This window comes from Paenibacillus sp. HJGM_3, from assembly GCF_045062745.1.
Classification (GTDB): domain Bacteria; phylum Bacillota; class Bacilli; order Paenibacillales; family NBRC-103111; genus Paenibacillus_AA.
Map to the genome: position 1 here is coordinate 1 of NZ_JBJGED010000035.1, position 18,432 is coordinate 18,432.

Consider the following 18,432-nt stretch of genomic DNA (forward strand, 5'->3'; position numbering starts at 1 on the left):
TAGGACGTTGCCAAGCAAAGGCCGTAGCGCACAAGAAGAGGCTGCTCCTGGTTCATTCGAACCGGAAGCAGCCTCTTGTTTGTGTTTAGCTGCAAAAATGCAGGTATTTCGTAGCCTACCACTACTCTACATAGTACGACGTTTCCTTCGGGCCAATCTTCAGCAGCCCATGCCGACTCGCCGCCCGGAACCGGGCCAGCATCCAGAACGTGGGCAGCAGAATCCACACGTGCGTGACGAGCAGCTGGAGCACGGCGACCCCCGCCACCCAGGGATAGACCACGCCGATGCAGGCCGTGCCGATGAGGAGCTGTGTCGATTGGAGCCGGCGAACGACTCGAAGCGAAACAGGCTGGTCCGGCAGGAGACCTAGCCAAGGAAATCGAATGACCAGCCTCCACGTCCGGGAAACACGGTCGGCGCTGAAACGCAGATCGAGCCAAGAGACAACCCCATGCAGCCACATCATGCCGATGAAGCCCGCCGGGGTCCAGAGCGCGAGAGGCAGCCCGTAGCGAATGGCGACAGAGGCGAAAACGCCCACCGGCAGCAGCCCGTATAGGGCGAGCCAAATCAGACGATGCCGTATACGCAAAACAAGCTTGTAGTTGTAAATCGTCACGTCTCGCTGTGAACGGTTCACGGCTGAGGGGGCCTCCTGGCGGCTGCGCAAATATTTTCAAAGTTTCCGAGTCACAGACGCTTCTCCCATTATACAGGTCTTGGTAAGTCTAGGGAAGTCGGGGTCGAAGGCGGTGAGCCCGTACAGACACCATTTCCGGTTGCATGGCATACGCTGACTACAGATGTCGGAGGAAAATAATGCTAGTCTAGTTTACAAGACTAAATCTTGTGGCATACTGATAGGAAAGGGTAGGTGAACCAGCCATGGAAGAAGAAGTTCAGAACACCAAATGCATCATCTGCGAACAGGAAAAGCCGCTCGGCATCCGGATTTGCTCGCAATTCGTGTGTGACGAGTGCGAATCGGAAATGGTGAACACGGATGTATCGGATGCGAGGTATCCTTTTTTCATCCATCAAATGAATAAGATTTGGTACCGGGTCGACGCCTAAGCGTAACCGTTACCCTAATAGAGTATCGTTGGCCTCCCGAGCTGGAGTGGGCCTTTTTTGCTTTTTTCCCTATAGATGCGGTATTGTGAGATCAGATCCAAGCTAGACGGGGAACTAGAAAGAGGGTACAGATGCAAAAGGAACGCGCACCGTTATACGAACGGCTGGTGGAAACCGCTAGAAAGCGGCGGGCTCGTTTTCACGTTCCGGGTCATAAGGGCCGGGGCGGCTTGGACTGGGACAGCGGGAGCCGGGAGCACTTTCAAGCGATCATGGACATAGATATGACGGAAATTCCGGGCCTGGATGATCTATATCACCCGGAAGGAGCGATTAGGGAGGCGCAGCAGTTGGCCGCGGATTGCTTTGGCGCTGAGGAGACGTTCTTCCTCGTAGGGGGCAGCACCGCCGGCAACATCGCGATGATCCTGGCGGCATGCGAACCTGGGGAGCTCATCCTCATGCAGAGAAATGTACATAAATCCGCGATCCATGCTTGCATGCTGGCCGGGTGTCAGGTCGTCTTCCTGAATCCTCGCTGGGATTCGGAATCGAAGCTGGCTTCCGTCGTATCGGCCGACACGGTTCGAGAAGCGCTGCAGCGATATCCGCAAACCCGAGCGGTGTTCCTCACGAATCCGAACTATTATGGGATGGGCAGCGACTTGCGCACGATCGCTGATGTCGTGCATGCCTACGGGATCCCGCTGCTGATCGATGAGGCGCATGGGGCGCATTATGGGTTTCACCCCGGCGTTCCCGCATCCGCGCTATCGTGTGGGGCGGACGCGGCGGTGCAGTCGACGCACAAGATGCTCACGGCCCTGACGATGGGCGCGATGCTGCATGTGCAGGGCGACCAGCTGAACCGCGATATCCTAAGGCAGCGTCTGGCAATGCTGCAGAGCTCGAGCCCTTCCTATCCCATTATGGCATCGCTAGATCTAAGCCGACGCTGGATGCATACACAGGGAACGGCCGGGATCGATCGGGCTTTGGGGAACATATCCCGGTTCCACGAGTTATGTCATGAGCGCCACATTCCCATCGTAACGTTGCAACCAGCGCCCACGGCGGCCTACGAGACGCTTGACCCGTTCAAGCTGTCTGTACGGGCACAGGCGGGGGCGGGCGTGTCCGGCTTCGAACTGCTGGAGCGGTTGGAGCAGTGCGAATGCGTGCCCGAAATGGCCGATCCGCTCCATGTGGTGCTCGCACTTAGTCCGATGACATCCGAGGAAGAACTGCTGAGACTCGTAGATGCGCTGGAAGACATCGCACAGAGCGGTGCGCTAACCGGGACACCGGCTCAGGAGCACAAGGAAGGTTCCCCTATAAACTGGCTGGCTCGGGAGCAGACGGCGGGAATATCGCCAATGCCGATTACCATACGCATGCCATCTTCTCGACACGTCGCGGCTCAGGAACGGGTGACCCTCAAGGAAGCGATCGGCCGTCCCGCGGCGGAGATGATCGTCCCGTACCCACCAGGCATTCCGATCGTGTATCCCGGCGAGACGATAACGGTATCGACAGCGGAGCATATCCACAGATTGGCACAAGCAGGCGCAAGATTCCAGGGGGCGGCCGATCCGACCATGCGAACGGTGCTCATACAACTATGATCTCCCATCCACCCCTCCATCAAGCAGGAAAATGAACTCCTTGTCTAGAATTTAGAAGGGGGACATAAGATTTGCTTATAGCCAGGGTTATGGGTGAATTAAAGGCAGGAGAAGAGAACGTTGCGGAATGGATATTTTATCACCGTAGAAGGCGGAGAAGGGGCCGGCAAAACTTCGGCCATAGACGTAATTGTGCAACATTTGCAGCAGATGGGTTATAACGTAGTCTCCACACGCGAGCCAGGCGGCATCCCGATCGCGGAGCAAATCCGGCAAGTGGTCCTGGACCGAGCCAACACCGCGATGGACGCTAGAACGGAAGCTTTGCTCTATGCGGCGGCGCGCAGGCAGCATCTCGCAGAGAAGGTGATCCCGGCACTGCAAGCGGGCGCAGTCGTACTATGCGACCGGTTCGTAGACAGCAGCTTGGCGTATCAAGGGTACGCACGAGGCCTCGGGATCGAGGAGGTATGGCGCATTAATGAGTTCGCCGTGAATGGGACGATGCCGGACTTGACCTTGTGGCTCGACGTCTCTCCGGAGATCGGCTTGTCTCGCATCTATGCGAACACGGACCGGGAAGTGAACCGACTCGATCTGGAACGGCAAGACTTCCATCAGCGGGTGCGCGAGGGGTATCGGTTGGTGAGGGAGCGATTCCCGCAACGAATCGTAGCCGTCGATGCCGACCGCGACCAAGCGACCATCCACGAGGAGCTCAGGAAGGTATTGGACTCGAGGCTATCCGGGTTGTCTGACACGCCCAGCGGCAAGTTGTAGTATAATGAAGGAAGACCCGATAATGAATGCAACCGTTTACGAGCAGAACCTATCGCATTCAACGCAGCATCCGATACTTCAGGCGAGACACGATGACGTTAGACAGCGGGCGGATGCCCACCAATTAGAAGGAGGGAATCGAGATGAAATTAGTCATTGCGGTCGTACAAGATAAGGATAGCAACCGGTTATCGAATGCGCTGATCAAGGAAGGGTTTCGGGCCACGAAGCTGGCCAGTACGGGCGGTTTCTTGAAGGCCGGCAACACGACGTTCATGATCGGGATCGAGAATGAGCGGATTCAGGAAGTGCTCCAGGTGATCAAATTGAATTGCAAGGTGCGCGAACAGCTCGTCACCCCGGTGTCTCCGATGGGAGGCACGACCGATTCCTACATTCCGTTCCCTGTGGAAGTCCAGGTGGGCGGGGCGGCGGTATTCGTCTTGCCGGTTGAGCGGTTCGAGCATTTCTAAGGCAAATCTAATAGAGATCCCTGCAAAGCAGCAGGTATACTTTTCGAAGGCAGTACGTCACTTTGTGGGGTTAGAAGGCGAGGATGCGGTGTGAAAATTATCCCGGGCTGGCGTCCGTCCGGCAAGCTGATCCAACCGGCGGACAATTCGATGGCCACTCCGACGCCGCCTAAGAGCTTCTCGGATACGCTGCTTCAGCAAGACGAGAAGGCGAATCTGGAGCAATTGAACCGCATGCTGAGTCAAATCCAGCTCCAGGGCGAGAGGCTGGCCAAGTCGATGACCGTCCGCGAGCTGAGGCTGTATAAGCACCTGGTTAAGCAATTCCTCGAAGAAACGGTGCGGCGCGGCGTCGTCATCAAGGACACGAAAGGCTGGGACCGTCGAGGTCGAGGCAAGCGCTACAAGCTGCTCGACGAAATTGACCGCCACCTGCTGGAGATGGCCGACGAAATGCTCTTGAGCGAACAGGGCAAGATCGATCTGCTTGTGAAAGTGGGCGAAATTCGAGGCCTGCTCATCAATTTGTTTTTTTAAAAGGAAGTAGGGCATATGGGTTTTCAAACGATTCCGGGGCAAGCGCGAGCGAAGCAGCTGCTCCAAAACGGCTTGCGGCACAACAAAGTGTCGCATGCCTATATATTCGCTGGGCCTTCAGGTACAGGGCGCAAACAGATGGCCCGCACGTTCGCCCAGGCGCTGTTCTGCGAGACGCTCGAGGACGACGCCTGCGGAACGTGTCTAGCCTGCCGCAAGGTCGAGCACGGGAACCATCCCGATCTGTTCTGGGTGGAGCCGGACGGGGCCAGCATCAAGATCGATCAGATTCGCGAGCTGCAGCAGCAGTTCGCCTATCGGTCTGCGGGGGCCGGCACCAAGATTTATATGATCCAGGATGCGGACCGGATGACCGTGCAAGCGGCGAACAGCCTCCTGAAGTTTCTGGAAGAGCCGCAATCGCCGGCGGTCGCCATTCTGATCACGGAGAATGGACAAGCCTTGCTCCCGACCATTCAGTCGAGGGCGCAGTGGGTCGCGTTCACGCCGATGGCGCCGGAGCAGATGGAGCAAACGCTGCTCGCGGAGGGACTGTCCAGGGAACTCGTGCGATGCGCGGTACAGCTGACTTCCGGCCTGGACGCAGCCAGAAGTTTGTCCCAGTTAAATGAATTTGCAGAAACCAGAAACGCGGTGTTACAATTGATGAAGGATGCGGTGTCCAAAGTACCTGTAATAGGCGCCATCCAACAAAAAGTAATCAAGACCGACGTCAGCGATCGCTTGGATTTGCTGTTCGATATGATACTGTTGTGGTTGAAAGACATGATTCATGTATGTTCCGGCCATAAAGAGCGAATCGTCTATCTCGATCAAGCCGATTGGATGGCGAATCACGCCTTCAGCCGCAGCGCCGGGTTCTGGGTCTCCTGCATGGAGAGAGCCGTGGAGGCCCGCAAGCGCATCCGGTTCAATGCCAACGCCCAGTTGGTGCTGGAGCAGTTTTTCTTTGCCGTACAGCAAGGTTGATAGGATCAGGAAGGTTGCAAGATAGAGGATCGGCATGATCTTGGTCACGCAACCTATTATGCGGTCCGTGGGAATGAAGGGGGGAAGACATGTACAACGTAGTTGGAGTCCGCTTCAAAAAAGCGGGGAAAATCTATTATTTCGATCCGCTCGAGCTCCCCATTGAAAAAGAGGACGCCGTCATCGTAGAGACCGCCCGCGGCGTGGAATACGGCAAAGTCGTGATCGGCAAGCGCGTCGTGAAAGAATCCGACGTGGTCCTCCCGCTGAAACGCGTCATTCGGGTGGCCAATCCCTCCGATGCCCGGCTCGTCGAAGAGAACAAGCAAGCGGCACACAATGCGCTGCACATTTGTCAGGACAAAATCCGGGAGCATCAGCTGAAGATGAAGCTGGTGGACGTTGAATATACATTCGATCGCAACAAGATCATTTTTTACTTCACGGCCGAAGGGCGGATCGACTTTCGCGAGCTGGTCAAGGACTTGGCCAGCGTCTTCCGGACCCGGATCGAGCTGAGGCAGATCGGGGTGCGGGACGAGGCCAAGATGCTGGGCGGGATCGGACCTTGCGGCCGGATCCTATGCTGCTCGTCGTTTCTCGGAGATTTCGAGCCGGTCTCGATCAAGATGGCGAAGGATCAGAACTTGTCGCTCAATCCGACCAAGATCTCGGGCTTGTGCGGAAGGCTGATGTGCTGCCTGAAGTACGAGCATGACCAGTACGAGAGCGTGCGGGAAGAGCTGCCGAAGATCGGGACGAGTGTCATCACCTCGCTCGGCAACGGCAAGGTCATTGGGCTCAAGGTAGACGAACGGATCATCCGGGTGCAGCTGTTCGAGAGCGGGAAAGTGGAGTCGTTCCCGTTCGAAGATGTTGTTACCCAAGGTTAGCGGATATCGGCGCAGAGGTGGGACTGTGGAGAAAAAGGACATCTTTGTTCAGATGAATGAAATGGAAGACCAGCTGGGCCTCATGCAGCAGCGCGCGGGCTCGTTGAAGAACGAGATCATGCGGCTGCTGGAGGAGAACAAGCGGCTCAGCATCGAGAATCAGCAGCTGCGCAAGCTGCTGCGCAAGGAGACGCAGGTCCCCGTGCTCGCGGAGACCGGTGCCGGGATGACGGTGCACACCGGGGGCAGCCAGGAAGAGGTGGCGCCGGTAGGCGAAGGCTACGACAACCTGGCCCGGCTGTATCAGGAAGGGTTTCACATCTGCAATGTGCATTATGGGCATTTGCGCACGGAGAAGGACTGCTTGTTCTGCTTGTCGTTCTTGAATAAATAATCGGTCGCCGTAGAGAGCCAGCCTATTCCGCACTATCTTGTGGGATACGGAGAAGGCCTCTACGGTTTTTTTGAATGGGGAAAGCGTACAATAGGAGAAAGCTGAGGGCGGATATGGGAAAGCATGAAACGACTTTGAACCCGGGCGAACGGATCGACGACTTGTTGACGCACGGCCTGCACATCATTCAGAGCGACGAAGTGTTCGCCTTCTCGCTCGATGCGGTGCTGCTCGCGCGATTTTGCTCCGTTCCGCCTAGAGGGAAGATCGTGGATCTGTGCACGGGGAACGGCGTCATCCCGCTGTTGCTGTCGACGCGGACGCAGGCCTCTATCGTCGGGGTGGAAATTCAACCGAGACTCGCCGGGATGGCGCAGCGGAATGTGGAGCTGAACGGCCTCGGAGCGCAATTGCATATGCTCGAGGGCGATCTGAAGGAAGCGCACGTCTCGCTCGGGCGCGGCGAATTCGACCTGGTGACGGTCAACCCGCCCTACATGCCGGTGACAACAGGCGAGCAGAACGGCAACCCGCACATCGCGGCCGCGCGCCATGAGCTGTATTGCACGCTCGAGGACGTGCTGGCCGCATGCGCCAAGCTCGTCCGGACGGGCGGACGGGTCGCCATGGTGCACCGCCCATCGCGGCTGGTTGAGATTATCGTAGGCATGCGCCAGGTCAAGTTGGAGCCGAAGCGGATCCGGTTCGTCCACCCGCGCGCAGGGGTAGAGGCGAATATGGTGCTCATCGAGGCATTGAGAGACGGGAAGCCGGATGTCCGGCTGCTGCCGCCGCTCATCGTGCACGAAGGGGACGGGTATTGCTCCGAGCTGCAGGCGGTCTTCCACGGGCAGACGGGCGAGCTGAGGGAGGAAGGATAAAGGACGATGCAGATCCAAAAAAGTTTTTCTTCTATTAATATAGGGGGTACGTTGTATCTCGTGGCGACCCCGATCGGCAATCTGGAGGACATGACGTTCCGTGCAGTTCGAGTGCTGAAGGAGGTCGACTGGATCGCCGCAGAGGACACTAGGCAGACGCGCAAGCTGCTGACCCATTACGAGATCCCGACGCGGCTCGTCAGCTATCATGAGCATAACAAACGGGCGAGCGGACCCGAATTGATCCGCCACTTGCTGGAGGGAAACTCGATCGCGCTGGTGAGCGATGCCGGGATGCCGGCCATCTCCGATCCGGGGTACGACCTCGTGCAGCTGGCGATCGCGGAGAACATCCCGGTCGTGCCGATCCCGGGCGCGAACGCGGCGCTGTCGGCGCTTATCGTGTCCGGCCTCCCCACCGACCGGTTCCTGTTCGCGGGCTTCCTGCCCCGCGAGAAGAAGGAGCTGCGCGCAGAGCTGGAGCGGCTGCAGTACACCGAGGCGACGCTGCTCTTCTATGAATCGCCGCATCGGGTGACGAAGACGCTGGAAGCGATGCTCGAGAGCTGGGGCGACCGGCCGGTGGCACTCGTGAGGGAGATCAGCAAGCGTTATGAGGAAGTCGTGCGCGGTACAGGATCCGCTTGCCTGCAGCACCTGCGAGAGCATGAGCCTGTAGGCGAGTACGTCATCGCAGTGGGCGGCTCCGCTGGGACGGAAGCGGAGCTCGCCGAACGGGCGGGCACGAGCTGGTGGCAGGCGCTCTCGGTCGAGGAGCATGTGCGGCACTACATAGGGCAGGGCGCGGAGCGAAAAGAGGCGATGAAACGGGCGGCGGCCGACCGGGGCGTCTCCAAGCGGGACATCTACAACGAGCTCCTGGAGCGGGACTGAGACGCATACTTGGTCGGAAACGCGCATCGTGGGCGAGCACAAAAAAAGTATCCCTAAGCATGAAGGCTTAGAGCCGCCATGACTTAGGGATATAGAGGAGATATATAAAAGGTTAGAATTAACAAATTGTCATATTCCTATTATAACCTATTTTTTTGATTTTGTCTTTTAATTTGTCATAGATTTATAAATTTCTGAGAGCTCGGCCAAACATTCTTTGCTGATCATCTTGCCTTTGAAATAGACGAGATTATCGGCATTGCCCGTGAAGATGCAGGCCGGCTCGTACTTCTTCAGCATAATGCGCTCCCCGTCGACGTAGATCTCCAACGCGTCCTTCTCCCCAATGCCAAGCGTACGTCGAAGTTCGATCGGGATAACCACGCGGCCCAATTCATCTACTTTTCTTACGATCCCTGTTGATTTCATCATCATCTATTCCTCCCCATGGTATTCGCCAACATTCGACATAGTTCTCACTTCTAATGATACCAACCATTCCCATAATAGTCAACCCTATCAGCTTTCATTTTGAGCCCCCCTCTCTTAATTATTTTATAGAGTACGAGATCCAAAACCGGGAAATCCTGCGTTCTACAAGGCATTTTCGTAATGCAGGGGTATTAGGCTACAATTCGTTTCTGAGTTGTGACAATTATTTGAACAGCCTTATCCTGCAAAACTTGCGGATAGAAATGGAAGACCTTTTCCGCGGTAATTCGACAAAAATTGACTATCTTAGGACTAAAGACTCAGTAATTTGTCGAATGTCGCAACAAGCGCTTACAAACGCAAAATGATGCGGTTGATTTCCCTTTTTTCGTATATACTGAAGGGAAGAAAGGAGAGAGGACCCAATGGGCGCTCCGCTGCACGAAGAAAAAGTGTTCAAGGATCCGGTGCACAAATACATATACGTGCAGGACCAAGCGATTTGGGATTTGATCAACACGAGAGAATTTCAAAGACTGCGTCGCATTCGACAACTGGGCACCTCCTTCATGACCTTTCACGGCGCCGAGCATAGCCGCTTCTCTCATTCGCTAGGGGTGTACGAGGTGGCGCGCAAAATCATCTCCCAATTCGAACGAAACGACTATTCCGAATGGCCGCGCGAAGAGCGGATCCTGGCGCTTAGCTCCGCGTTGCTGCACGACATCGGGCATGGGCCGTTCTCTCATTCCATAGAGCGTGTCTTCGGCACGGACCACGAGGAATGGACATGCAAGCTGGTGCTCGGGGACACGGAAGTGAACCGGGTGCTGCGCGAGGTCGATCCGTCGCTGCCGAAGAACGTCTCCGACGTCATCTGCAAGTCGTACGGGAAATCGATCGTCGTCAGCCTGATCTCGAGCCAGCTGGATGCCGACCGGATGGATTACTTGCTCCGCGACGCGTATTTCACCGGCGTGAATTACGGTACGTTCGATCTGGAGCGCATCCTCCGGGTCATTCGTCCGCACAAGGGTCGGATCGTCGTCAAAGAGAGCGGCATGCACGCGGTCGAAGATTATTTGATGGCGCGGTATCAAATGTACTGGCAAATCTATTTTCACCCAGTTACCCGTAGTTCGGAAATAGTTTTGAGAAAAATATTCGAGCGCGCGAATTTTTTATACAAACAGACGTTCGATTTTCGGTTCATGCCGGCCGCTTTTGAGAGCTTGCTGAAAGGAACATTGACCCTGGACGACTACTTGGAGCTGGACGAGTCCTACGTGCAGATGACGCTCATGCAATGGACGCGGGAGCGCGACCCGATTCTCGCCGATCTGTGCGACCGGTTCCTGAACCGCAAGTTGTTCAAGTATGCTACGCTTGATTCGGAGCCGAGCCCCTGCGAAGAGGAGCTGCGAACTTGGATGAAGGCGAAGGGCGTCGACCCGGACTATTACATGGAGATCGATTTCCTGTCGGCCTTGCCCTACGATCTGTATCGCGCGGGGGAAAAGGAAAGTTTGCCGATCCTGCTGCTGGATGGGAAGGACGAGCTGGTGGAAATTTCGCGAAAATCGGAAATCGTGCGTTCCATCAGTGAAATTCACCAAGGCGAACGTCGGGTGTATTATCCGGACGATCTGCTGAAGCAGTTCGTGACGGAGCTGCCGGACGGTTGGCGGGCCCGGTTCGGCTGGGACGAGGTATAGAAGAGAGACAGACAAGTAGGAGTAGGAGTGAACTCGCATGCTGACCGACACACATACGCATATGGATAATCAAGCATTCGCAGAGGATCGGGAGGCGGCGCTCGCACGGGCGTACGACAACGGCGTCACCCGGATGATCAATATCGGCTTCAACCGGGAGACGATTCCGACTTCCCTTCAACTCGCGGAGCAGTACGATTGGATCTATTCCACCGTCGGCTGGCATCCGCAGGATGCGATAGATATGAAGGCGGGTGACCTGGATTGGATCGAGTCGCTCTGCCGTCACCCGAAGGTCGTGGCGATCGGGGAGATCGGGCTCGACTATTACTGGGACACGTCGCCGAAGGATGTGCAGGACCGGGTGTTCCGGGGGCAGATCCGGCTCGCCCGCAAGGTCGGCCTGCCGATCTCGATCCACAACCGCGAGGCGCATGGAGATATCGTGCGCATCCTGCGCGAGGAGAAGGCCGAGGATGTGGGCGGGGTGATGCACTGCTTCTCCGGCAGCTGGGAGACGGCCAAGCTGTGCCTCGACATGAATTTCTACATTTCCTTCGGCGGGCCGGTGACGTTCAAGAACGCACGCCAGCCGAAGGAGGTGCTGGCGCGGGTGCCGCTTGATCGCGTCTTGATCGAGACGGACGCGCCTTACTTGACGCCGCATCCGCTGCGCGGCAAACGCAATGAGACGAGCTACGTGCGGCTCGTCGCCGAATCGGCAGCTGACATCGTCGGGCTGCCGCTCGAGCAGTTCGCCGACGTGACGACGGCGAACGCGAAACGGCTGTTCCGGCTGCCCTAGGCAGGCTGGAACAGCCGTTTTTTTGCGCCGCTTCGCGGCGGCTGTTACGCGCGCCGCGCGCTCATGCGCGCCGCATCCGCGCGCGCATCGCGGCTGCGGCGCCGAGCGCCGCGAGCGGCAGCGACGCCATCGGCGCGGTGAGCGCCGGGCTCGCGGCAAGCGCGGCCGTCAGCAGCGCGAGCACCGCGAGCTGCGCGCGAAACGCGACCGCGGCGACGGCGTGGCGGCGCGCCTGCGGCGGCAGCGGGTACAACGCCGGCATGACGGCGTGGGCGTGGAGCTCGCGCAGCGCGGACAGCTGCACGTGGATGACGAGCGCGAAGAACAAGTAGAGCCCGCTCGCGAGCCAAGGGTTCCGGCTCGTCACGATTAATGCACATGCAAGCACTAGCAGCCGCAGTACGATACCGGTCAACTCCGAACGAATCAGCGTGAGCGTATATAAATACAGATAAGCCCGGTCCGGGCGGAACCGGATGCCCGACGCGGCGAACTTCAGCCAGCTCCGGCGGCGCACCTGGTGCGGCAGCTCGTCTACATCGGTGAACCAGCTGAAGAAGAGGAAGAAGAACGATTGATGCTTCGCCTCCCGGGCGAGCAGCTCGGTCCAATGCACGCGGTAAGCGGGCAGTCGAGGGTACGCAAGAGCCGCTACCCCGAAGGAGACCAGGAATAAGGCGCCTGCGATCAGAAAGCCGGCCTTCAGGAAGAGGAGCCAGACCGCCGCGTTGACGATCCATTTGAACAGCGACGCCCCGATCCTATATTCGCGCGCGGCGAGGTTCGCCTCCTTCCACGCATGCAGCAGGTTCGCGACTTTCAGAGCGAGCGCAAGCAGCAGCAGCGCCCACACCGGATCCGCCTGATCCCCGAATCCGTGTACATACAACGGGCTGGCCGCGAGGACAACCGCGATTGTGAGGAGAGCTTGTCCGATCAGGCTGTACCGGAAGGCCGCCCGGAAGTAGGAGGCCATGGCGGATTCGAGAGACAGCAAGAACACGGTGTCCGCGTCCCGCAGCAAGGTGCGGAGCGGGCTGATGGCCGTAAGCGGCAGCAGGAGCACGATCAGGACTATCGAATAGGGGAAATCAGCGGACAAATGAGGCAACGAGTATTGGTAGAAGTAGCCGAGACCGATCAGCACCATAAGCAGGAACATGAAAAAGCCGCTTCGGCCCATATCGCGTGTATAGCGGGAGACTAACGCGAGATGCCGTTTATACCGTTCGCGCCATAGCTCGTGAGGCACGTTCATTGCCCGCCCTCCCCAATCAAGGCGAAGAAAGTATCCTCCAGCGTGTCGGCCGATCCGACTCCCGCTTGCTTTTTCAGCTCGGACAGCGTCCCGGAGGCGATGGAACGGCCTTGATGCAGCACGATGTAGCGGTCGCAATATTTTTCAATCGTCGACAAGATGTGCGAACTGATCAGGAGGCTGGCCCCTTCTTGCTTGCGGTCCACCATCAGCTCCAGAAGCGAGCGCATGCTGAGGGGATCCAGGCCGAGGAACGGCTCGTCTATAATGTAGAGAGGCGGTTCGACAAGAAACGCGCACATGATCATGACCTTCTGCTTCATGCCTTTCGACAATTGCTGCGGGAAACTGTTCAGCTTGTCCCTCATCTGGAATTGCTCGCTCAATCTCTGCATCCGGCGCTCGAATTCGGCCTCCTCGAGCCCGTACACCATCGCGCTCAGCCGCAAATGCTCCCGGATCGTGAGCTCCGCGTACAGCTCCGGTGCCTCCGGCACGTACGCCAGCTGCGAACGGTAGGCCGGCTCCTCCCGGCTCGACCGGCGGCCGCTGATGCGGATCTCTCCCCGCTGCGGTTGGAGCAGCCCCAGCAGGTGCTTGATCGTGGTGCTTTTCCCGGCTCCGTTCAAGCCGATCAGCCCGATCATCTCTCCCGGGTTCACGCTGAACGATAAGTCGTGCAAGATCGGCTTCCCCAGAAAGTAGCCCCCATACAGATTTTCCACTTGCAAGATCGCTGCCATTAAACACGCCTCCGGTGACGAAATGAGTTCTGATGCTTTTATCCTATCATTTTCGGGAATTTCAAGTACATTTTTACCTATTTTTCTACAGTAATGACCTAATATTTTAGAAAACAGGAGCATGCAGGAGCGAGAGAGAGCATTTTCATTCAGAAAGTGTGATTAATCACACAAAATTCAGGGATTTGTTTAATTTTACCTGGTGACCTCGCTTTACAGCTTTGGAGGAACATCGTAAACTAACCTTCATAATAACTTAACTTCATATTGCTATCAATTTCCAATCGCTGAGTTTTCAGAAATGAAAAACGGGGGAACCATCAAGGGTTATTGGGGTGAATTTTGCGGCCTGGGCGCGGAAGCCTGGTGCAGCGAATAGGGCGACTCTCGCGTCCGAATCCGTCAGCTAACCTCGTAAGCGTGAAGAGAGAGGGCACTTTGTCGGGCAGCTATGCTTGTCAGCATAGTACGCAGAGCCGAGAAGAGTTCCTCTTCTACGGCTTTTTTGTTTTGATTGCCCGGTACAGCGTTAAAGCGCCAAAGGAAATTTTTTCCTTCACCCAGGGATAACGGGTCACTACCTCTCATACACATGGGAGGGGGCGGTTTGGCCCAAAATCACACAAGTGAAGGAGAGACGGCACTACCATATTCTAGAGTCGCGTCAATTCCGATCTAGCTAACACTCGACGGCGGGGCTTAAGGAGGACCGAAGAAGTGGGAGGTATTCAACTAGGAGAACCCCATGTAAAGCGATCATCCAGCATGACCTTCGCATTGCGATGGAAGCGAGAAAACTTGCGTTTGATTTCAGGCGTCGCTTTGTTTTCGATCGCTATGACTTTCATGTTCATGGTGTTGATGTACGGTACGGCTACCAAGAGCGTATCCGTAGTTGTGAATGGACAAGAAACCGTTGTGAGCACCAAGCAATGGGTCCTGCAACGCCTACTGGATGAACTGGCCATCCCGGTTGGGGCTCATGATCGATTGTCCTTGCCTCTCGAGGCGAAGTTGAAGCACGGGGACACTGTCGTGATCGATCATGCCTATCCGATTCAATTGACGGCCGATGGCAACACGGAAACCCGATACACGACAGGAAGAACGGTTGCTGCCGCTCTGGAGGACTTGAACGTATCGCTCGGAGAGCTGGATAAGGTCACTCCCGCTCTGGAATCGCCGCTCGCCGGCAACGATACGGTGCAAGTCGTCAGAGTCAGCAAGATTGTTGAGGATCAGACGGAAGCGATTCCGTTCGAGACGGTCAAACAAAACGACCCGAACCTGCTCAAAGGCAAAGAGCAGACGGTGTCCGAGGGCAAAGAAGGCGTATTGGCCAAAAAGATAGAGAAGACATTCGAAGACGGCGTGCTCGTCGCCGAGAACGTTGTGGATATGAAAGTCGCCGAGGAAAGCGTCAACAAAGTCGTCGCGCTCGGCACCAAAAACCCCGTGGTAGTCTTATCCGCCGCTTCGCCCAATATCGATGAAGTATCGAAGAATGGGGTGACGTTTGCGTATAAGCAGATTCTGAACAACGTGACCCTTACGGCGTACACCGTCGATGTGGGCAAGTCCAGTGAGCATCCCCAATACGGCATGACGTTCTCCGGGACGCGAGTGACGGAAGGACGCACGATTGCCGTTGACCCCAAGGTCATTCCGATCGGCTGGTGGGTGTATATCGAAGGCATCGGACTGCGCCGAGCCGAAGATACCGGAAGCGCGATTAAAGGCAATACGATCGACGTCTACTTCGACAGCCTCGATTACGCCAAACGGTTCGGCGTGAAGCGGGGATACAAGGTCTATGTTATCGGCAAAGATAAGCCGGCTACGAATTAATTCCCCTTTTTGAGGTTTGATGAAACGGCCCTTTTTCGGGTATAGTGTAAATAATTGGAGCAGGAAGAAGAGGAGAACCGCCCCTCTTCTTTTTGTTGCTTATTGGAAAGGATGTTCGCACTTGTGATTCGAGAAGTCATTGTAGTGGAAGGGCGCGACGATACGATCGCCATCCAGCGCGCGGTGCAGGCCGAGACGATCGAGACCGGCGGGTCGGCCATCGATGATGCCGTCCTCCGTCGAATCGCACTCGCTCAGGAACGGCGAGGCGTGATTGTGTTCACCGATCCGGATCATGCCGGGGAACGCATTCGCCGGATCATCGCCGCCCGCGTTCCCGGGTGCAAGCATGCCTTCCTCACTCAGCAGCAGGCGACCAAGAAGGGCGATATCGGGGTGGAGAACGCCTCGGATGAAGCGATCCGCCAGGCGCTGGAGCAGGTGAGGACCGACTATGAGGGAGGCGAGTTGGCGGCGGGAGCCTCGGCTGGAGAGCCTGTCACGCAGACCGACCTAATGGAGGCCGGCCTGCTCGTGCACCCGGACGCCGCCCGCCGGCGGCTCCTGGTCGGAGAGCGGCTCGGCATCGGGTGCTGCAACGGCAAACAGTTTCTGAAGCGGTGCGCGATGTTTCGCATTACGAAAGACGAATTTCGGGCGGCGGTAGAGCAAGGATTCCCTAACGAAGGATTGTGAATGCCGGATGATAGAACGGGTCTCTTCCCCCAGACGGACGAAGGAGTTAATCAAGAAGCACTCGCTCGTGCTTAAGAAAAGCTTGGGGCAAAATTTTCTGACCGATCTGAACATTTTGCACCATATTGTCGATGCCGCCGAGCTGAACGCTACGAAGGGCGCGCTGGAGATCGGGCCGGGCATCGGCGCGCTGACCCAGCAGCTGGCAGAAGCGGCGAAGACCGTCGTCGCCGTCGAGATCGATCAGCGGCTGCTGCCGGTGCTGGCGGAGACCATGGAACCATACCCGAACGCGCACATCGTGCACGGGGATGTGCTGAAGCTGTCGCTGGCGGAGCTGTGGGACACCCGCTTCCGCGACTGCTCCGGCGTCAGCGTCGTGGCAAACTTGCCTTATTACGTCACGACGGCGATCATCATGAAGCTGCTCGAGGAGAAGCTGCCGCTCGAGAACATCGTCGTCATGATCCAGCGGGAAGTGGCCGAGCGCATGTCGGCCCCTCCCGGTACCAAGGCCTACGGCAGCCTTAGCATCGCCGTGCAGTATTATTGCGTGCCGGAGATCGTCAAGATCGTGCCGCCGACCGTGTTCGTGCCTCAGCCGAATGTGGATTCGGCCGTCATTCGCTTGAGGCTGCGGGACAAGCCCGCGGTCGAGACCGACGACGAAGCGTTCTTCTTCGAAGTCGTCCAAGCCTGCTTCGTCCAGCGGCGGAAGACGATCGCAAACAACCTGCGGGCCGCGTTCTTCCGTGGCGACGACCGCACCCGCCTGGAGGCCGTCCTGGCCTCCTGCGGCATCGATCCCGCGCGTCGGGCGGAGACGCTCAGCCTGGACGAATTCGCCCGCCTGAGCCGGGCGATCGCCTCCGCGCGCTGACGCCGCCTCTCGCGGCTCGGGCTCCTAAAAGTCCGGCCCAGCTTGCTCCGCCTCTGCGGAGTCAAGCTAGGCCGGGCTTTTTGCTGCGCGGGGCGGGGGCGCAGCTGGCCGTCGGCATATAGGAGTCGGAACCAGGAGCGTTGAAAAGCGGAGAAAGATGGGATCCGGAGATGTGTAGAGTAGAAATGACCATGGAGAGAGCAGAAGCATCCTTCAATGCCACAAGCCTCCTAACTGTGGGCGGTCAGGCTGCCGGCGATGCCCCAAACCAGGCGCTAAGTGCAACGATAGCGCACCCGCCCTTACTGCCCTTCCCACCTAAGTGGGAGAGGCGCCCGCTACGGGCAGGGGCAAACCTGAGCGGACGCGGTCAAGCTGAGCTGGAGAGCGACCTTTATAGACGTGTTGCCACCATGCCGAAGGCCTGTGCGATCCAAGCAACACGTCTATAACCGAGCCAGAAGCCAGGTTGACCGCGGGAGCGAACAGTCTGCCATTGCCCAATACGTCTCTGCCTGCCTTACATGCGCCTCCTCCCACCCAACACCGCACCATTTGCCTATTCCCACCATAGGATAGTCGAGGAGGCGATTCGGAATGAAGCAAGGAGATTTGGTGGTGCGGAAATCGTATGGCGGCGATGTCATCTTCAAAATCCACAGCATGGAAAGCCGGAGGGCCGTTCTGTCGGGTGTAGACTATCGGCTGGTGGCCGACTCCCCGATCCAGGACCTCATGCCAATGAGAGAAGCGAGACCCGCCCAGCAGGCGCAGACGCAACGGAAGGTCAACGAATCGCTGCGCGAGCTGGCCCGCTTCCGGGTGTGGCAGCGGGAACGGAATCAAGCGAGTTGGTCCGGCAACCAGCAGCCAGGGACGGGGCAGCCGGCGTTCTTCGAGATGCCGGGCAAAGTGCTGCATCTCGATGGGGACCCGAACTACTTGCGCAAAAGCATGATGCTGTACGGGGAATTCCGGGTGCCGGCCGAAGGTTTCTACGTCACGGAGAGCGAAATGCCGCGCGCGCTGCAGCGGCTGCTGCCGCAGGTGAAGCCGAACATTGTAGTCGTGACCGGCCACGACGCCATCGTGAAGAACGCAAAGGAGCAGGACATCGGCAGTCTGGCGAGCTACAAGCACTCGCATCACTTCGTCGACTGCGTCCGAAGGGCTCGCGACTACGAGCGCAGCCTCGATACGATGACGGTCATCGCGGGCGCGTGCCAGTCGCATTTCGAGGCATTGCTGCAGGCGGGAGCGAACTTCGCCAGCTCGCCGGCCCGCATCCTCATCCATGCCCTCGACCCGGCCTGCATCGCGATCAAGACGGCTTACACGTCGGTCAAAGAGACGATCAACCTGATCGACATCATCAACAACACGATAAGCGGGATTCAGGGGGTAGGGGGAGTGGAGACGCGCGGAAGCTACCGCATCGGACTGCCGAAGCTGAAGCTGGTGAAGGAGGCCAAACCGCAACAGGAACAAGCGGAGTCCCAGTCGCACTAAGG

Annotated in this window: 20 protein-coding genes and 1 riboswitch; of the genes, 16 read left to right on the forward strand and 4 right to left on the reverse strand. The window is 57.5% G+C overall.

Features of this window, described 5'->3' with window-relative positions; genetic code table 11:
• Positions 1-121: 121 nt before the first annotated feature.
• Positions 122-643, reverse strand: a complete 522-nt coding sequence (locus tag ACI5FR_RS28710) for a hypothetical protein (protein WP_405460914.1) — start codon at positions 641-643, stop codon at positions 122-124.
• A gap of 245 nt (positions 644-888) precedes the next feature.
• Here ACI5FR_RS28710 and ACI5FR_RS28715 point away from each other — a divergent pair, with 245 nt between their 5' ends.
• From ACI5FR_RS28715 to rsmI, 10 genes are all read left to right on the forward strand, one after another.
• Positions 889-1,077: a sigma factor G inhibitor Gin gene (locus tag ACI5FR_RS28715; protein ID WP_405460916.1), complete on the forward strand. Its 189-nt coding sequence runs from the start codon at positions 889-891 to the stop codon at positions 1,075-1,077.
• A gap of 131 nt (positions 1,078-1,208) precedes the next feature.
• Entirely contained in the window at positions 1,209-2,702 is a 1,494-nt protein-coding gene (locus ACI5FR_RS28720) for an aminotransferase class I/II-fold pyridoxal phosphate-dependent enzyme (RefSeq protein WP_405460917.1), read from the forward strand.
• A 120-nt stretch (positions 2,703-2,822) separates the two neighbouring features.
• Complete coding sequence (gene tmk / locus ACI5FR_RS28725; protein ID WP_405460919.1) at positions 2,823-3,482, forward strand: dTMP kinase; 660 nt, start codon at positions 2,823-2,825, stop codon at positions 3,480-3,482.
• A gap of 143 nt (positions 3,483-3,625) precedes the next feature.
• Complete coding sequence (locus ACI5FR_RS28730; RefSeq protein ID WP_405460920.1) at positions 3,626-3,955, forward strand: cyclic-di-AMP receptor; 330 nt, start codon at positions 3,626-3,628, stop codon at positions 3,953-3,955.
• Positions 3,956-4,045: 90 nt separating this feature from the next.
• The gene (locus tag ACI5FR_RS28735) at positions 4,046-4,492 is read left to right on the forward strand and encodes a YaaR family protein (RefSeq protein WP_405460922.1); all 447 of its coding nucleotides are present in this window, start codon (positions 4,046-4,048) and stop codon (positions 4,490-4,492) included.
• 15 nt (positions 4,493-4,507) lie between these two features.
• Positions 4,508-5,482 carry a DNA polymerase III subunit delta' gene (gene holB / locus ACI5FR_RS28740; RefSeq protein ID WP_405460924.1) on the forward strand — a complete coding sequence of 325 codons (975 nt, stop codon included), beginning with the start codon at positions 4,508-4,510 and terminating at the stop codon, positions 5,480-5,482.
• Between the two features lie 89 nt (positions 5,483-5,571).
• On the forward strand, positions 5,572-6,375 hold the full coding sequence (locus ACI5FR_RS28745; protein WP_405460925.1) for a PSP1 domain-containing protein: 804 nt from the start codon (positions 5,572-5,574) through the stop codon (positions 6,373-6,375).
• Positions 6,376-6,400: 25 nt separating this feature from the next.
• Positions 6,401-6,769 (forward strand): DNA replication initiation control protein YabA, encoded by a 369-nt coding sequence (gene yabA / locus ACI5FR_RS28750; RefSeq protein WP_405460927.1) that lies wholly within the window; start codon positions 6,401-6,403, stop codon positions 6,767-6,769.
• Between the two features lie 113 nt (positions 6,770-6,882).
• On the forward strand, positions 6,883-7,650 hold the full coding sequence (locus ACI5FR_RS28755; protein WP_405460928.1) for a tRNA1(Val) (adenine(37)-N6)-methyltransferase: 768 nt from the start codon (positions 6,883-6,885) through the stop codon (positions 7,648-7,650).
• A gap of 6 nt (positions 7,651-7,656) precedes the next feature.
• Positions 7,657-8,544, forward strand: coding sequence for a 16S rRNA (cytidine(1402)-2'-O)-methyltransferase (rsmI, locus tag ACI5FR_RS28760; RefSeq protein WP_405460930.1), 888 nt, complete (start codon positions 7,657-7,659; stop codon positions 8,542-8,544).
• A gap of 168 nt (positions 8,545-8,712) precedes the next feature.
• On the opposite strand, the gene ACI5FR_RS28765 is transcribed toward rsmI, so the two are convergent.
• Positions 8,713-8,976 carry an AbrB/MazE/SpoVT family DNA-binding domain-containing protein gene (locus tag ACI5FR_RS28765; RefSeq protein WP_405460931.1) on the reverse strand — a complete coding sequence of 88 codons (264 nt, stop codon included), beginning with the start codon at positions 8,974-8,976 and terminating at the stop codon, positions 8,713-8,715.
• Positions 8,977-9,401: 425 nt separating this feature from the next.
• On the opposite strand from ACI5FR_RS28765, the gene ACI5FR_RS28770 reads away from it, so the two are divergent.
• A complete protein-coding gene (locus tag ACI5FR_RS28770; RefSeq protein WP_405460932.1) occupies positions 9,402-10,691 on the forward strand; it encodes an HD domain-containing protein in 1,290 nt (429 codons plus the stop codon).
• A gap of 37 nt (positions 10,692-10,728) precedes the next feature.
• Positions 10,729-11,496, forward strand: a complete 768-nt coding sequence (locus tag ACI5FR_RS28775) for a TatD family hydrolase (protein WP_405460933.1) — start codon at positions 10,729-10,731, stop codon at positions 11,494-11,496.
• 61 nt (positions 11,497-11,557) lie between these two features.
• Here ACI5FR_RS28775 and ACI5FR_RS28780 read toward each other — a convergent pair whose 3' ends face one another.
• Complete coding sequence (locus ACI5FR_RS28780; RefSeq protein ID WP_405460934.1) at positions 11,558-12,754, reverse strand: ABC transporter permease; 1,197 nt, start codon at positions 12,752-12,754, stop codon at positions 11,558-11,560.
• Entirely contained in the window at positions 12,751-13,497 is a 747-nt protein-coding gene (locus ACI5FR_RS28785; protein ID WP_405460935.1) for an ABC transporter ATP-binding protein, read from the reverse strand. Before ACI5FR_RS28785 ends, ACI5FR_RS28780 begins: the two co-directional genes overlap by 4 nt.
• A gap of 275 nt (positions 13,498-13,772) precedes the next feature.
• Positions 13,773-13,934, forward strand: a riboswitch (cyclic di-AMP (ydaO/yuaA leader).
• Between the two features lie 280 nt (positions 13,935-14,214).
• Between ACI5FR_RS28785 and ACI5FR_RS28790 the strand changes: the two genes are divergently transcribed.
• The 4 genes from ACI5FR_RS28790 to yabG all read left to right on the forward strand — a co-directional run bounded on the left by ACI5FR_RS28790 (position 14,215) and on the right by yabG (position 18,430).
• A complete protein-coding gene (locus ACI5FR_RS28790; RefSeq protein ID WP_405460936.1) occupies positions 14,215-15,345 on the forward strand; it encodes a resuscitation-promoting factor in 1,131 nt (376 codons plus the stop codon).
• Between the two features lie 123 nt (positions 15,346-15,468).
• A complete protein-coding gene (rnmV, locus tag ACI5FR_RS28795; protein WP_405460938.1) occupies positions 15,469-16,041 on the forward strand; it encodes a ribonuclease M5 in 573 nt (190 codons plus the stop codon).
• 7 nt (positions 16,042-16,048) lie between these two features.
• A complete protein-coding gene (gene rsmA / locus ACI5FR_RS28800) occupies positions 16,049-16,921 on the forward strand; it encodes a 16S rRNA (adenine(1518)-N(6)/adenine(1519)-N(6))-dimethyltransferase RsmA (RefSeq protein WP_405460939.1) in 873 nt (290 codons plus the stop codon).
• 597 nt (positions 16,922-17,518) lie between these two features.
• Positions 17,519-18,430: a sporulation peptidase YabG gene (gene yabG, locus ACI5FR_RS28805; RefSeq protein WP_405460941.1), complete on the forward strand. Its 912-nt coding sequence runs from the start codon at positions 17,519-17,521 to the stop codon at positions 18,428-18,430.
• Positions 18,431-18,432 lie beyond the last annotated feature (2 nt).

Excerpts from the sequence above, each read along its gene's own strand:
- ACI5FR_RS28715 (WP_405460916.1), top strand. The coding sequence starts at position 889 with ATGGAAGAAGAAGTTCAGAACACCAAATGCATCATCTGCGAACAGGAA.
- ACI5FR_RS28720 (WP_405460917.1), top strand. The coding sequence starts at position 1,209 with ATGCAAAAGGAACGCGCACCGTTATACGAACGGCTGGTGGAAACCGCT.
- ACI5FR_RS28730 (WP_405460920.1), top strand. The coding sequence starts at position 3,626 with ATGAAATTAGTCATTGCGGTCGTACAAGATAAGGATAGCAACCGGTTA.
- holB (WP_405460924.1), top strand. The coding sequence starts at position 4,508 with ATGGGTTTTCAAACGATTCCGGGGCAAGCGCGAGCGAAGCAGCTGCTC.
- ACI5FR_RS28745 (WP_405460925.1), top strand. The coding sequence starts at position 5,572 with ATGTACAACGTAGTTGGAGTCCGCTTCAAAAAAGCGGGGAAAATCTAT.
- ACI5FR_RS28755 (WP_405460928.1), top strand. The coding sequence starts at position 6,883 with ATGGGAAAGCATGAAACGACTTTGAACCCGGGCGAACGGATCGACGAC.
- rsmI (WP_405460930.1), top strand. The coding sequence starts at position 7,657 with ATGCAGATCCAAAAAAGTTTTTCTTCTATTAATATAGGGGGTACGTTG.
- ACI5FR_RS28765 (WP_405460931.1), bottom strand. The coding sequence starts at position 8,976 with ATGATGAAATCAACAGGGATCGTAAGAAAAGTAGATGAATTGGGCCGC.
- ACI5FR_RS28770 (WP_405460932.1), top strand. The coding sequence starts at position 9,402 with ATGGGCGCTCCGCTGCACGAAGAAAAAGTGTTCAAGGATCCGGTGCAC.
- ACI5FR_RS28775 (WP_405460933.1), top strand. The coding sequence starts at position 10,729 with ATGCTGACCGACACACATACGCATATGGATAATCAAGCATTCGCAGAG.
- ACI5FR_RS28780 (WP_405460934.1), bottom strand. The coding sequence starts at position 12,754 with ATGAACGTGCCTCACGAGCTATGGCGCGAACGGTATAAACGGCATCTC.
- ACI5FR_RS28785 (WP_405460935.1), bottom strand. The coding sequence starts at position 13,497 with ATGGCAGCGATCTTGCAAGTGGAAAATCTGTATGGGGGCTACTTTCTG.
- rsmA (WP_405460939.1), top strand. The coding sequence starts at position 16,049 with ATGATAGAACGGGTCTCTTCCCCCAGACGGACGAAGGAGTTAATCAAG.
- yabG (WP_405460941.1), top strand. The coding sequence starts at position 17,519 with ATGAAGCAAGGAGATTTGGTGGTGCGGAAATCGTATGGCGGCGATGTC.